Here is a 12,913-nt window from a genome sequence, read left to right as displayed (position 1 = left end):
CGTGGGGGGGGGGGGGGGGGGGGGGGGGGGGGGGGGGGGGGGGGCGGGGGGGGGGGGGCGCGGGGGGGGGGGGGGGGGGCGGCGGCCGGGGCGCGGGCCCCCCCCCCCCCCCCCCCCCCCGCCGCTCGGGTCGGCGGGCCCCGGGGGACCCGCCGGGCGGGGTCAGTCGAAGTAGTCCGGCTGCGTCTGGACGTTGAGCTCGTCCAGGCGGATCCACCTCGCGGGGTCGGTGAGGCGGTCGGAGATCCTGAGGACGTCGAAGCCCTTGGCGATGTCGTTCGAGTAGATGTGGCCGTTGTAGTAGTACGCGGACCACGAGCCGCCGACCGACAGGGTGGTGTCGGAGAGCGGGCCGCGCTCGAAGTAGGCGATCTCCTTCGGCCTGTCCGAGTCCGTGAAGTCCCAGACGGAGACGCCGCCCTGGTACCAGGCCTGGACCATGAGGTCCTTGCCCTTGACCGGGATCAGGGAGCCGTTGTGGGCGACGCAGTTCTCGGTGGCGGCCTGGTGGCGCGGGATCTTGAAGTAGCTGCGGAAGACGAGCTTGCGCTTCTTGCCCTTGCCGACGATGTCGTAGATGCCGTCGGCGCCCCGGTTCGGGCCGACCTCGGCGTTGCAGGTGGCCGCGCCGCCGCCGCCGAGCTCGTCGGTGAAGACGACCTTGTTCGCCCTCAGGTTGAAGGTCGCGGAGTGCCAGAAGGCGAAGTTGACGTTGTCCTGGACGCGGTCGACGACCCGGGGGCGCTCGGGGTCGGAGATGTCGAAGAGGATGCCGTCGCCCATGCAGGCGCCGGCCGCGAGGTCCTCCTCCGGCAGCACGGTGATGTCGTGGCAGCCGGTGGTCTTGGAGACGCCCGGGTTGGTGGGGGCGCCCGGGTTGCCGCCGCCGTCCGGGCCCTCGCCCGGGAAGAGGACGGGGAAGCCGACGAGCTTCGCCTCCCGGGGCGCCTTGCGGGGCACCTTGATGACCGAGATGCCGTCGTGCGGGGGTTGGCAGTCCGGGAACGCGGCGTTGGGTCCGTACGACGAGACGTAGACGTACACGTCCTTGCGCTGCGGCACGATCGTGTGGGTGTGGGAGCCGCAGGCGGTCTCGACGGAGGCGACGTACTTCGGGTTCGCGATGTCGCTGATGTCGAAGATCTTCATGCCCTCCCAGGACTCCTTGACCGTGGCGGGCTGGGTGGTGCTCGCGCAGGAGTCGTCGCTCCGGGAGGAGTCGGTGGAGAGGAAGAGCAGGTCCCCGGAGACCGAGATGTCGTTCTGGGAGCCGGGGCAGAGGACCTGGGCGACGGTCTTCGGGGAGCTCGGCCGGCTGATGTCGAAGATCCGGAAGCCGTCGTAGTTGCCGGCGAAGGCGTACCTGCCCTGGAAGGCGAGGTCCGTGTTGAGGCCCGGCAGGGCGTCCTTGGGGATGTTCGCCAGGTGCTCGATGTTCCGGGTGTGGACGATCTCGTCCACGCCGGGTATCTCGCCGCTCCGGATCGCGGAACGCGCTTCCGCGGCCTGCTCCGAGGAGACGGTGGCCCGCGCGGGGGCGTCTCCGGGGTCGGGGGTGGCGGCCACGGGCCCGGCGGCGAGCAGTGTGGCCAGCAGTCCGGCCGCGGCGGATGCCACGCCCAGGCGTCTGATCCGTCCGCGCGGGTCGCGCGCGGCGGTCGTGGTACGCGGGGTACGCAACGAAGTCACTCCGTCCTCCCTGGTGTCCGTTCGGTCCCGAACGGGTGCTGGACCCCGGCAGTATCTTCCTTGCCGTGCACATCTCAACAGATGGCAACACAGACGTAATGAAGGATTCCGATCGGTACCCCGGAGAAAAGTGCTAGGAACGGTCACGGTCCCGCAAGAACACCTGGAGGTCGCGTTGTTGATCCGCCGTCAGCGTGCCGTCGTCGCGGCCCTCTGCGCCGCCGCCGTACTCGCCCTGGGCGCCTGCGACTCGGAGCCGGACGGGGACCCGCCGCGGGCGGCGTCGGCCGGGGGGACGGTGATCGCGCCGGGGAGGCCGGGCGAGCCGGCCCGGCGGGTGAGCCCCGAGGAGGCCGCCCGGCTGCTCCCCGACGAGAGCCCGAATGGCGCGGACTTCCGGTACGTCCAGATGATGATCGTGCACCACCGCCAGGCCCTGACGATGACGGAACTGGCTCCGGAACGGGCGGAGTCCGAGGGCGTCAGGAAGGTGGCCGAGCGGATCTCGGCCGCCCAGAAGCCGGAGATCGGCGCCATGGAGGGGTGGCTGAAGAGCAACGGCGGGCCGCGCGACCAGGGGGCGCACGACCACCACTCGATGCCGGGCATGGCCACGGAGGCCCAGTTGGCCGAGTTGCGGAAGGCCCGGGGCGAGGCCTTCGACGCGCTCTTCCTGAGGCTCATGGTCACCCACCACCAGGGGGCCGTGACGATGGCGGCGGAGCTGCTGGGCGCGGGCAACAACGGCCTGGTGGAGGAGATGGCGAACGACGTGATCGCCCAGCAGACCTCGGAGATCAACCGGATGCGCTCGCTGTAGGGGCGGGCGCGGCCCCGTCAAGCCGCCGCGCCCCCGTCCCCGTCCGCCGCCTCGCGGCCGGCCTGGGCGGCGGCCGCCGCGAGGACGGTGTCGAGGAGGCCGGGGAAGAGGGCGTCGAGGTCGTCCCTGCGCAGGACGTTGAGCTTCGCCGTGCCCCGGTAGACCTGCCGGACCACTCCGCTCTCGCGCAGCACCCGGAAGTGGTGCGTCGTCGTGGACTTGGTCACCGGGAGGTCGAAGTGCGAGCAGCTCAGCTCGGCGTCCTCGCGCGCCATCTCCCGCACGATCCGCAGGCGCACGGCGTCCGCGAGCGCGTGCAGCACGTCTTCGAGGCGGATCTCGTCGCGCTCGGGGTGGTCGAGGACGCGCGGGCTGCTGGTGGTCGTCATGGCGGCGGCTCCACTTCATCCGGGAAGAGGCCATTGTACGAGGGATCCCGTAGTTCGATGACCACCGTAGTTTGACAAGAACCGTAGTACGGTGAGTATCGTACGAACGTCTTCGCGGCATCCCGAGACCAAGGCACCCCGAAACGGAGTCCGTCATGAGCGTCGCCCTGTTCGAGCCCTACACCCTGCGTTCCCTGACCTTTCCCAACCGGGTCTGGATGGCGCCCATGTGCCAGTACTCGGCGGTGGCGACCGGACCGGACGCGGGTGTCGCCCACGACTGGCACTTCGCCCACTACGCCGCCCGCGCCACCGGCGGCGCCGGACTGATCCTGGTCGAGGCGACCGCCGTCGCCCCCGAGGGCCGCATCAGCCCGGCGGACCTGGGCCTCTGGAACGACGCCCAGACCGAGGGGCTGCAGCGGATCGCCGGCTTCCTCAAGGAGCACGGCACCGTGCCCGGCATCCAGATCGGCCACGCCGGGCGCAAGGCCTCCACCAACCGCCCCTGGGAGGGCCGCGGGCCCGTCGCGCCCGGCGGCGACGGCTGGCAGCCCGTCGGCCCCAGCCCGGTCCCGTTCGACGAGGGCCACCCCGTGCCGACCGAGCTGACCGAGGAGCGGATCCGGGAGATCACCGGGCAGTTCGCGGACGCGGCCCGCCGCGCCCTGGACGCCGGGTTCGAGGTCGTCGAGGTGCACGGCGCCCACGGCTACCTCATCGGCGAGTTCCTCTCCCCGCACAGCAACCGGCGCACGGACGCGTACGGCGGCTCCTTCGAGAACCGGACCCGCTTCGCCCTGGAGGTCGTCGACGCGGTGCGGGCCGTGTGGCCCGAGGAGCTTCCCGTCTTCTTCCGCATCTCGGCCACCGACTGGCTGGAGGAGCAGGGCTGGACGCCCGACGAGACCGTGCGGTTCGCCGCGCTGCTGCGCGAGCACGGCGTGGACCTCCTCGACGTCTCCAGCGGCGGCAACGGCGGACCGGCCCGGATCCCGGTGGGCCCCGGCTACCAGGTGCCCTTCGCCGCCCGCGTCAAGGCGGAGACCGGGCTGCCCGTGGCCGCCGTCGGCCTCATCACCGAGAGCGGACAGGCCGAGAAGATCGTCGCCAACGGCGAGGCCGACGCGGTCCTCCTCGGCCGCGAACTGCTGCGCGACGCCTCCTGGCCCCGCCGCGCCGCCCGCGAACTCGGCGCGGAGGTTCCCGCCCCCGCGCAGTACGCCTGGGCGATCTGACCGGGTCCCCGCGGGCCCGGGGCGCGTCCGGGAGGCGTTGTCGGTGGCCGGGTGCAGACTGACCGTATCCGTGACAAAGACGTCCTGGAGGTGGCAGCCATGCCCGACGTACTCCTCGCCGTGGGGACCCGCAAGGGCCTCTTCATCGGCCGCAGGCACGAGGGGCGGTGGGAGTTCGACGACCCGGCGTTCCCCGCCCAGGCCGTGTACTCGGTCGCCGTCGACACCCGGGGGCCCGTCCCGCGCCTGCTCGCCGGCGGGGACAGCGCGCACTGGGGCCCGTCCGTCTTCCACTCCGACGACCTCGGCCGGACCTGGACGGAACCGTCCCGGCCGGCCGTGCGGTTCCCCGAGGACACCGGGGCCTCGCTGGAGCGCGTCTGGCAGCTCCACCCGGCGCCGCGGCACTCCCCCGGCGTGGTGTACGCGGGGACGGAGCCGGCCGCGCTCTTCCGGTCGGCCGACGGCGGCGAGTCCTTCGCGCTGGTCCGGCCGCTGTGGGAGCACCCGACCCGCTCGCGGTGGGTGCCCGGCGGGGGCGGCGAGGCCGTGCACACCGTGGTCACCGACCCCCGCGACCCCGACGCGCTCACGGTCGCGGTGTCGACCGCCGGGGTGTTCCGGTCGCGGGACGGAGGAGCGGCGTGGGAGCCCTCCAACGAGGGCGTGTCCGCGGTGTTCCTGCCGGACCCGCACCCCGAGTTCGGGCAGTGCGTCCACAAGATCGCCCAAGACGCGGGCGACCCGGACCGGCTCTACCTCCAGAACCACTGGGGCGTCTTCCGCAGCGACGACGCGGGCGCCGTCTGGTCCGACATCGGCTCGGGACTCCCCTCCGACTTCGGGTTCGCGGTCGCCGCGCACCCCCACCGCCCCGGCACCGCCTACCTCTTCCCCATCACGGCGGACTCGGACCGGGTGCCCGCGGGCCGCCGGTGCCGGGTCTACCGCACGACCGACGCCGGGGACACGTGGGAGCCGCTGACCGTCGGACTGCCCGGGGGCGACCACTACGGCACGGTGCTGCGGGACGCGCTGTGCACGGACGACGCGGACCCGGCGGGCGTCTACTTCGGCAACCGGAACGGCGAGTTGTACGCGAGCGAGGACGACGGGGACACCTGGCGGCTCCTCGCCGAGCACCTGCCGGACGTGCTGTGCGTGCGGGCGGCGGTGGTCTGAGGCGTACGGGCGGTGGCGGTGGTCCGGGGCCCGGGCTGCGGGCGGCAGCGGCCCGGGGCGTGCGGGCGGCGGTGGTCCGAGGAGCGCCGCCGCCCGCGCGCCCGGTCAGGGCAGGCGCCAGTCCACCGGCTGCGCGCCCAGGCCGAGCAGGAGTTCGTTGGCGCGGCTGAAGGGCCGGGAGCCGAAGAAGCCCCGGTCCGCCGACATCGGGGAGGGGTGGGCGGACTCGACCGCCGGGAGGCCGTTCAGGAACGGGCGGGTGTTGCGGGCGTCGCGGCCCCACAGGATCGACACCAGGGGCTTGCCCCGGGCCGCGAGGGCGCGGATCGCCTGCTCGGTGACCTCTTCCCAGCCCTTGTCCCGGTGGGCGCCCGGCTTGCGCGGGGCGGTGGTCAGGGCCCTGTTGAGGAGCAGGACGCCCTGGCGGGTCCAGGGGGTCAGGTCGCCGTTGGACGGCCGGGGCAGCCCCAGGTCGGTGTGCAGCTCCCGGAAGATGTTCTCCAGGCTGCCGGGCAGCGAGCGGACCTCGGGCGCGACCGCGAAGCTCAGCCCGATCGCCATCCCCGGCGTCGGATAGGGGTCCTGACCCACGATCAGGACCCTCACGTCGTCGAAGGGCTGCTGAAAGGCCCGCAGGACGTTCGGCCCGGAGGGCAGATAGGTCCGGCCCGCGGCGATCTCCGCCCGCAGGAAGTCGCCCATGGCCGCCACACGCCCCGCGACGGGGCTCAGGGCCTCCGCCCAGCCGGGCTCCACCAGTTCACTCAAAGGTCGCGCTGTCACGGCCCGTCACTCTACCGGCCTACAGTGACAACGGACCCGGACGTCCGCCCGGCCCCTCCCACCCCGCACGAGGACGGTGCACCTTGGCTTCCGCGAACACCCCCTCCGACGGTCCGGCCGGTCTGGTCGTCGGTGTCGACTCCGGTGGTTCGGGGCTGCGGATCGCCCTGGCCGACGCCGCCACCGGCACCGTGCTCGACGGCAGCGCCTCGCGCGAACCGGTGCGGACCGGACCGGCCGGGATCTCCGCCTCCCACTTCCTGGAGCAGGTCCTGCCGGCCGTCCGCGCCCTGGCCGGGCCCTTCGGCGGGCGGCCGGTGCTCGCGGCGGCCGTGGGCGCCGCCGGCCTGGCGACCCTCGGGGACGAGCTGCGGGCCGTGCTGCCGGGCGCCCTCGCGGAGGCGTGGGGGGTGCGGCGGCTCGCCCTCGCGGCCGACGCGGTCACCGCGTACGCGGGGGCGCTCGGGCAGCGGCCGGGCGCGGTCGTCGCGGGCGGGACGGGGATGATCGCCCTCGGCACGGACCTGGCGGCCTGGCGGCGGGCCGACGGCTGGGGACACCTCCTGGGCGACTGCGGCAGCGGCGCCTGGATCGGCCGGGCGGGCCTGGAGGCCGCGATGCGCGCGCACGACGGGCGGCGCGGCGGTTCGGCGGCGCTCCTGGACCGGGCCGAGAAGCTGTTCGGACCGGTGACGGGGCTTCCGGCCGCGCTCTATCCGCGGACGGACCGGCCCGCGGTGCTCGCCTCCTTCGCGCCCGAGGTGGGGCGCTGCGCCCCGGAGGACCCGGTGGCGGCGGACATCCTCGCGCGGGCCGGCGCCCACATCGCGGAGGCGGCCGGAGCCGTGTGCCCGGCCGGGCCCGGAGCCGTGGTGGCCCTGACCGGGGGGATCTTCAAGATGGGCGACCCCCTGCTCGTGCCCCTGCGGGCCGCGCTCGGGGAGCTGCTCCCGGACGCCAGGACGGTGGGGGCGGCGGGCGATCCGCTGGCCGGGGCGGTCTCCCTCGCCTCGGCGCTCGCCACCGGGACGCTCCGGCTGCCGGAGGACCCGTCGTTGCTCCGGCTGTTCGGCGACGGAGCCCCGTAGCGGGGCGTCCTCCCAGGTGGGGGCCGGTGCGGCGGCCCGGAGGGCGGCCGGGCGGGACAGCGGCGGGACCGGAACCGGACGGAAACCGGGCCGAGGGGCGGACATAGGGGGACAGAAGGCGCGTGACCGCACCTCAGCGAACGGCGGCGGGGGCGAAACCAGTAGCATGCGGCGCCATGAGCTCCCCCACTGGGCCTGCTTCCGGCCTGCCTGTACGAATGCCTCGACCCCGCCAGTCCGGGCGGCACCGTCGCCCCGAACCCGCGGCGGCGCCCGAGGGCGCTCCCGCGCTGGTTCTCGCCGTGCCCGGCGTGCCGTCCGCCGCCATACGCTCGCTGGCCGAAGAGGTCGTGAGCATCGCCCGTTCCGAGCTGCCCGGCCTGGAGGCCGTGATCGGCTTCCTGGAGGGCGACGACGCCGAGTTCCCGTCCCTGGCGAACGTGCTGACGGCCGTCGAGTCGCTGCGCGCCCAGCGGTACGAGCTGGCGCTGGCCGCCGGCCGCGAGGTCACCGCCCCGACGGGCCCGGCCGCGGTCGTCGTCCCGCTGCTCGCCGGTCCGGACAGCGCCCAGACGCGCCGGGTCCGCCAGGCCGTGATGGACGGCGGCAACACCGCCGAGCTGACCGACGTCCTCGGTCCGCACCCGCTGCTCGCGGAGGCGCTGCACGTGCGCCTGTCGGAGGCGGGCCTGGCCCGTGCCGACCGCGCCCGCCTGTTCACGGTCACGACGGCCGCCGACGGCATCATCCTGGCCACGGTCGGCGGCGAGGAGGCCGTGCAGGCCGCCGGGATCACCGGCATGCTGCTGGCCGCGCGCCTCGCCGTGCCGGTGATCGCCGCCGCGCTCGACCAGGAGGGCTCGATCGCCTCCGTCGCCGAGCAGCTGCGCGCCGCGGGCTCGGAACAGCTGGCCCTCGCGCCGTACCTGATCGGTCCCGAGCTGGCCGAGGGACTCCTCGACGAGGCCTCGAAGGAGGCCGGGTGCGCCGCCGCCGAGCCGCTGGGGGCCTACCCGGCGATCGGCAAGCTGGTCCTCTCGCAGTACTCGGCCGCGCTGGGCATCCCGCCGCAGCAGCCGCAGGGCGCGCCCGCGCTCTGAGGGGCGCGACGCCGTTCGCCGTTCCCACGGAAGGGCCCGCACCGGACGGTGCGGGCCCTTCGGCGCGTCCGGGCCGGGGATGGGGCGCGGCGGCCCGGACGCGGTCCCGGGTTCAGCCGAGGACGACGCAGGAGGCCGCCGGGGCCTCGATCGCGCCCGCGCGGGACGGGACGCCGGTCGCGGGGTCGAGGGCGAACCAGGTGACGTCGCCGGAGCGCTCGTTCGCCGCGTACAGGTGCCGCCCGGAGGGGGCGAGGGTCAGGTCGCGGGGCCAGGTGCCGCCGCAGGGCACGGTGGCGGTCAGCTCGGCCTTCGCCCCGTCCGGGTCGAGGGCGAGGACGGCGAGGGCGTCGTCGCCGCGGATCGCGGCCCAGAGGAAACGCCCGTCGGGGGCGACGACCACCTCGGAGGGGTAGCTGGGGCCGGGGGCGCCCTCGGGGACGACGCGGGTCTCGCCGAGCGGTTCGAGGGTGCCGGTCTCCGCGTCCCAGCGGCAGACGGTGAGGACGGGCTCCAGCTCGTGCAGGACGTACGCGTGCGTGCCGGACGGGTGGAAGGCGAGGTGGCGCGGGCCGGTGCCGGGGCGCAGCGCGGTCTCGCCGTGGAGGACGGGCCCGTCGGTCGCGGGATCGAGGGAGTAGATCCACACGGAGTCGGTGCCGAGGTCCGTGCTCAGGGCCCAGCGGCCGCTGGGGTCGGGGAGCACCTGGTGGGCGTGCGGGCCGCTCTGGCGGTCCGCGACGGGGCCGCTCCCCTCGTGGCGCAGGACCGCCGCGGCGGGGCGGACGGTGCCGTCGACGGCCAGGGGCAGGACGGTGACGCCGCCGGAGGTGTAGTTGGCGGTCAGGACCCGTCCCCCGGCCAGGGAGAGGTGGGTGGGGCCCGCGCCGTCGACGGGGACGGGCGCGCCGAGCGGGCGGGGCGCGGGCCCGGTGACGTCGAAGGCGGCCACGGCGCCCGGGTCGGTCTCGGACACGGCGTACAGGAGGGGTCCCGCGAGGGCGAGGAAGGAGGGGTCGGCGACGGCGTCGCTCGCGCCGGTGACGGTCAGCGCGCCCGTCCCGGGGTCCACGTCGGCGACGAGGACCCCGCGCCCGCCCGCCGAGGTGAAGGAGCCGACGTACGCCCGTACCGCGCCCTCGTGCTTTCGGTTCCCGACCGTTCCTGCGTCGCCCACGGCGTCTCCCCTGTCCCGGCGCCGGCCCCGTTCGGCCGGCCGTTCGCGGCCGACGGTAGCAGGGGTCTAGACCAAGGGGCCGAAACCGGGAGCCGGTTCCGGCCCCGCGTCGGAGCGTTCGGGGTCAGGCGGCCGGGACGAGGGGCGCGCGCGGGGAGGTGCGCAGGGGCGCCGCGAGGCCGACGAGGGCCTGCTCCAGACCGTGCAGGTGGCCGAGGGCGGCCTCGGCGCCGGGGTGGTGGCGCGGCACCCCGGCCGCCTCGGCGACCGAGGACCCTACGGGCCGCGCCGGGGGCACGAGGGCGTGGACGGCGGCCTCGACGCGCCAGGCGGCGGCCGCGAGCCGGGCGTCGTGCGAGGCGTCCGGGTCGGCCGCGACGGCGGCGAGGCCCCTGATCTCCCGGGCGCAGTCGTCCAGGAGCGCGAGCACCCGGCGGGCACGGGCCTTGCGGGCGCGCAGCGGGCTCAGCGGGTGCACGAGCGGCGCGAGGGAGAGCCGGACCCGGCCGAGCAGGAGCTCCAGCTCGGCGGCGTGCGGCGCCGGGTCGGCGTCGGGGTCGCCGGCGAGTCGGCGGGCGGCGGCCGTGGTGCAGGTGTGCACGCAGGTCACGGCCCGCTCGATCCAGGCGTTGGTGGCGGCGTGCGTGGTCACGGGCAGCAGGGCCACGCCGATCGCGGCGCCGACCGCGCCGACCGCGGTCTCCTGGAAGCGGAGCAGCAGCAGCCCGGGGTGCAGGACGCCGAGCAGCCCGTACAGGAGTCCGGCCATGACGGTCACGAAGAACATCATCCAGCTGTACGAGAGCGGGGCGGTGTAGAAGATCCCGAAGACGCACACGGCGACGAGGAGGGCGGTCGGGGCGGGCGCGCCGCCGAGGGGGACGGCGATCAGGAGGCCGGCGGCGATGCCTGTGACGGTGCCGAGGACCCGGCGGAAGCCCCGGACGAGGGTCTCGCCGCGCGAGGCGGTGTTGACGAAGATCCACCAGGCGGTGCCGACGGCCCAGTACCAGCGCTCGGGGGAGATCAGCTGTCCGGCGGCGAGGGCGACGGCGCAGGCGGCGGTGGCCTGGAAGGCCTGGCGGGTGGTGGGGCGGGCGAGGCCGGCGCCCGGCAGCGGCACGGGCGCGGCGGGCGGCGGGACGCGCCGCTCGACGCACCAGGCGCCGAAGCGGACGGCGCCGGAGGCGAGCAGGGCCAGGGCCACGGCCGCGTAGAGCTCCGGGAGCTGCGCGGGGAGCGCGTGCAGGAACTGCGTCACGAAGAACTGCATGAAGGCGAAGATGCCGAGGGCGTGTCCGCGCGGTCCCCAGCGGCGGGCGTAGACCCCGGCGAAGACGACGAGGAGCCAGGCGGCGTCGCGGAGGAGCGGGGTGCCGTGGAGGAGGGTCGCCAGGGCGAGGACCGGGAAGCCGGCGGCCGGCAGCAGGGCGGTGGTGACGGCCTGGCGGCGCACGGTCGGGTCGCCCACGGTGAAGAGGGCGAGCAGCGCGGCGAGGCCGGCCGTGATGGAGGCGGTGAGGGAGAACCCCGCGAGCTCGGCGAGCGCGACCGCGAGGCCGATGCCGAGGACCGCCCGCAGGGAGACGCGCAGTCGGACGAGGCCCGGATCCGGAGCCACGAACATCTTCTTCACGGCTGTGGCCGCCCCCTTGTCTTGCCTTTCGCCGGCCGCGCGGCGCCCCGGGGTGGTGGGGTCGTGCGGACACGACGAAGGCGCCGCGGTCCGGACCGGCCTCGTCGCCGCCCCGGCGCTGCGCGGCGCCGAAAGTACGTGGATACGACACAGGAAAACATCCCCGGTCCCATTGGCTCAACTCATCGCCGATCCACTGGGCCATTGGCATGGTTCGCTGATCCTTCGTCGTTCCATTGGTGGGCCAACGGACCATTCTCACGGGAGCGCCGTCGTCGCGGCGGGCGCGGAGGGCGGTCCGGATCGCGGAAGGATCGGCTCCGGGTCTCGACGGCTCCCCCGGCGCGGACCTATCCTCACTGCTTACTTACTCGTCAGTAACGGCTCCGCACCGTCGCTTCGGAGGATCCCCATGCCCCGGCCCGCACGCTCCGCCCTCGCTCTCGCCGGTCTGATGGCCGCCGCAGGCACCGCCCACTTCCTCGCCCCGAGGCCGTTCGACTCGATCGTGCCGCGCGCCCTGCCGGGCAGCCCGAGGACGTGGACGCGGGTCAGCGGGGTCGCCGAGCTGGCGCTCGCCGCCGGCCTCGCGGTGCCGAGCACGCGCCGGGCGAGCGCCCGCGCGACCGCCCTCTTCTTCGCCGCGGTCTTCCCGGCCAACGTGAAGATGGCCCACGACTGGCGCCACCGCCCCGCGGCGGCCAAGGCCGTCGCCTACGGCCGCGTGCCCCTCCAGCTCCCCCTGGTCCTCTGGGCCCGGCACGCGGCCCGCGCGGAGGACTGAGGGGTGAGGAGGCGCGGGAAGCGTAGAGTCGGGCCGCGGGCAGGCGGGACGAAGGAGGCCGGCGGGGCATGGCGGTGGACGAGCTCGACACCCGGATCCTGCGGCTGCTGATCGAGCGGCCGAGGACGAGCGTGCGCGAGTACGCGCGGATCCTGGGCGTGGCGCGGGGCACCGTGCAGGCCCGGATCGACCGCCTCGAACGCGACGGGGTGATCACGGCGACCGGACCGGTCCTCTCCCCCGCCGCCCTCGGCCACCCGGTGCTCGCCTTCGTGCACGTCGAGGTCACCCAGGGGCACCTGGACGAGGTCGGGGACGCCCTCGCGGCCGTGCCGGAGATCGTGGAGGCCTTCTCGATCACCGGCGGCGGCGATCTGCTGACCCGGGTGGTGGCGCGGGACGCCGGGCACCTGGAGGACGTCATCCAGCGGCTGATCCAGCTCCCCGGGGTGGTCCGCACCCGGACCGAGATCGCGCTGCGCGAGCGGGTGGCCCACCGGCTGCTGCCCCTGGTCGAGGCGGTCGGACGGAGACCGGGCGCTCCCTGATCCCCCTCGGCCCGGGTAGCAACTGCAAGGCAAGGAGCACCTTTCTCGTTGCATGTGCGACGAACAGCGGCTTATTCTTCCGTCCATGCAGTCCTACACCATCGGGCAGGCCGCGCGTCTGCTGGGCGTCAGCCCCGACACGGCCCGCCGCTGGGCCGACGCGGGCCGGGTCACCACCCACCGCGACGAGAACGGCCGGCGGCTCATCGAAGGCCACGACCTCGCGGCGTTCTCCGTGGAGATCGCGCAGGGCGACGAGGACGCGTCGTACACGTCGGCGCGCAACGCCTTCCCGGGCATCGTCACGGCGATCAAGCTCGGCGACGTCGCGGCCCAGGTCGACATCCAGGCCGGTCCGCACCGGCTCGTCTCCCTTCTCACCCGGGAGGCCGTGGAGGAACTGGGCCTCGAAGTCGGCATGCGGGCCACCGCCCGCGTGAAGTCGACCAGCGTGCACATCGACGTGACCTGATCCCGCG

Annotated in this window: 13 protein-coding genes; 8 read left to right on the top strand and 5 right to left on the bottom strand. The window is 75.1% G+C overall.

Annotated elements, in window-relative coordinates:
• Nucleotides 1–162: 162 nt before the first annotated feature.
• Nucleotides 163–1,689, bottom strand: coding sequence for an LVIVD repeat-containing protein (locus ACIQKA_RS03200; protein WP_402539798.1), 1,527 nt, complete (start codon nt 1,687–1,689; stop codon nt 163–165).
• Nucleotides 1,690–1,864: 175 nt separating this feature from the next.
• Between ACIQKA_RS03200 and ACIQKA_RS03195 the strand changes: the two genes are divergently transcribed.
• Nucleotides 1,865–2,509 (top strand): DUF305 domain-containing protein, encoded by a 645-nt coding sequence (locus ACIQKA_RS03195; protein ID WP_383157171.1) that lies wholly within the window; start codon nt 1,865–1,867, stop codon nt 2,507–2,509.
• A gap of 17 nt (nt 2,510–2,526) precedes the next feature.
• Here the strand turns inward: ACIQKA_RS03195 and ACIQKA_RS03190 are convergent, their stop codons facing one another.
• Nucleotides 2,527–2,898, bottom strand: a complete 372-nt coding sequence (locus ACIQKA_RS03190) for an ArsR/SmtB family transcription factor (protein WP_390106921.1) — start codon at nt 2,896–2,898, stop codon at nt 2,527–2,529.
• Between the two features lie 155 nt (nt 2,899–3,053).
• On the opposite strand from ACIQKA_RS03190, the gene ACIQKA_RS03185 reads away from it, so the two are divergent.
• Both ACIQKA_RS03185 and ACIQKA_RS03180 read left to right on the top strand, forming a co-directional pair.
• A complete protein-coding gene (locus ACIQKA_RS03185; protein ID WP_402539796.1) occupies nt 3,054–4,136 on the top strand; it encodes an NADH:flavin oxidoreductase/NADH oxidase in 1,083 nt (360 codons plus the stop codon).
• Between the two features lie 99 nt (nt 4,137–4,235).
• Complete coding sequence (locus tag ACIQKA_RS03180; RefSeq protein WP_402539795.1) at nt 4,236–5,318, top strand: WD40/YVTN/BNR-like repeat-containing protein; 1,083 nt, start codon at nt 4,236–4,238, stop codon at nt 5,316–5,318.
• Between the two features lie 105 nt (nt 5,319–5,423).
• On the opposite strand, the gene ACIQKA_RS03175 is transcribed toward ACIQKA_RS03180, so the two are convergent.
• Nucleotides 5,424–6,101, bottom strand: coding sequence for a uracil-DNA glycosylase (locus tag ACIQKA_RS03175; protein ID WP_062757865.1), 678 nt, complete (start codon nt 6,099–6,101; stop codon nt 5,424–5,426).
• A gap of 83 nt (nt 6,102–6,184) precedes the next feature.
• Here ACIQKA_RS03175 and ACIQKA_RS03170 point away from each other — a divergent pair, with 83 nt between their 5' ends.
• Both ACIQKA_RS03170 and ACIQKA_RS03165 read left to right on the top strand, forming a co-directional pair.
• Complete coding sequence (locus ACIQKA_RS03170; protein ID WP_402539794.1) at nt 6,185–7,189, top strand: N-acetylglucosamine kinase; 1,005 nt, start codon at nt 6,185–6,187, stop codon at nt 7,187–7,189.
• A gap of 176 nt (nt 7,190–7,365) precedes the next feature.
• Nucleotides 7,366–8,289: a sirohydrochlorin chelatase gene (locus ACIQKA_RS03165; protein ID WP_383157186.1), complete on the top strand. Its 924-nt coding sequence runs from the start codon at nt 7,366–7,368 to the stop codon at nt 8,287–8,289.
• Nucleotides 8,290–8,401: 112 nt separating this feature from the next.
• On the opposite strand, the gene ACIQKA_RS03160 is transcribed toward ACIQKA_RS03165, so the two are convergent.
• Both ACIQKA_RS03160 and ACIQKA_RS03155 read right to left on the bottom strand, forming a co-directional pair.
• Nucleotides 8,402–9,466: a beta-propeller fold lactonase family protein gene (locus tag ACIQKA_RS03160; protein WP_391093862.1), complete on the bottom strand. Its 1,065-nt coding sequence runs from the start codon at nt 9,464–9,466 to the stop codon at nt 8,402–8,404.
• A 124-nt stretch (nt 9,467–9,590) separates the two neighbouring features.
• Nucleotides 9,591–11,093, bottom strand: a complete 1,503-nt coding sequence (locus ACIQKA_RS03155; RefSeq protein WP_383438413.1) for an FUSC family protein — start codon at nt 11,091–11,093, stop codon at nt 9,591–9,593.
• 421 nt (nt 11,094–11,514) lie between these two features.
• Between ACIQKA_RS03155 and ACIQKA_RS03150 the strand changes: the two genes are divergently transcribed.
• The 3 genes from ACIQKA_RS03150 (at nt 11,515) to ACIQKA_RS03140 (ending at nt 12,906) form a co-directional block, all read left to right on the top strand.
• Nucleotides 11,515–11,886, top strand: a complete 372-nt coding sequence (locus tag ACIQKA_RS03150; RefSeq protein WP_383157191.1) for a hypothetical protein — start codon at nt 11,515–11,517, stop codon at nt 11,884–11,886.
• Nucleotides 11,887–11,954: 68 nt separating this feature from the next.
• Nucleotides 11,955–12,434 (top strand): Lrp/AsnC ligand binding domain-containing protein, encoded by a 480-nt coding sequence (locus ACIQKA_RS03145; protein ID WP_391093864.1) that lies wholly within the window; start codon nt 11,955–11,957, stop codon nt 12,432–12,434.
• A gap of 85 nt (nt 12,435–12,519) precedes the next feature.
• Nucleotides 12,520–12,906, top strand: a complete 387-nt coding sequence (locus tag ACIQKA_RS03140; RefSeq protein ID WP_383157196.1) for a molybdopterin-binding protein — start codon at nt 12,520–12,522, stop codon at nt 12,904–12,906.
• The last annotated feature ends 7 nt before the right edge of the window (nt 12,907–12,913 follow it).

Source organism: Streptomyces sp. NPDC092045 (assembly GCF_044756005.1).
Lineage (GTDB): Bacteria > Actinomycetota > Actinomycetes > Streptomycetales > Streptomycetaceae > Streptomyces.
The sequence above is the reverse complement of the archived record's forward strand: the minus strand, read 5'-3'. Positions and strand labels throughout refer to the sequence as shown.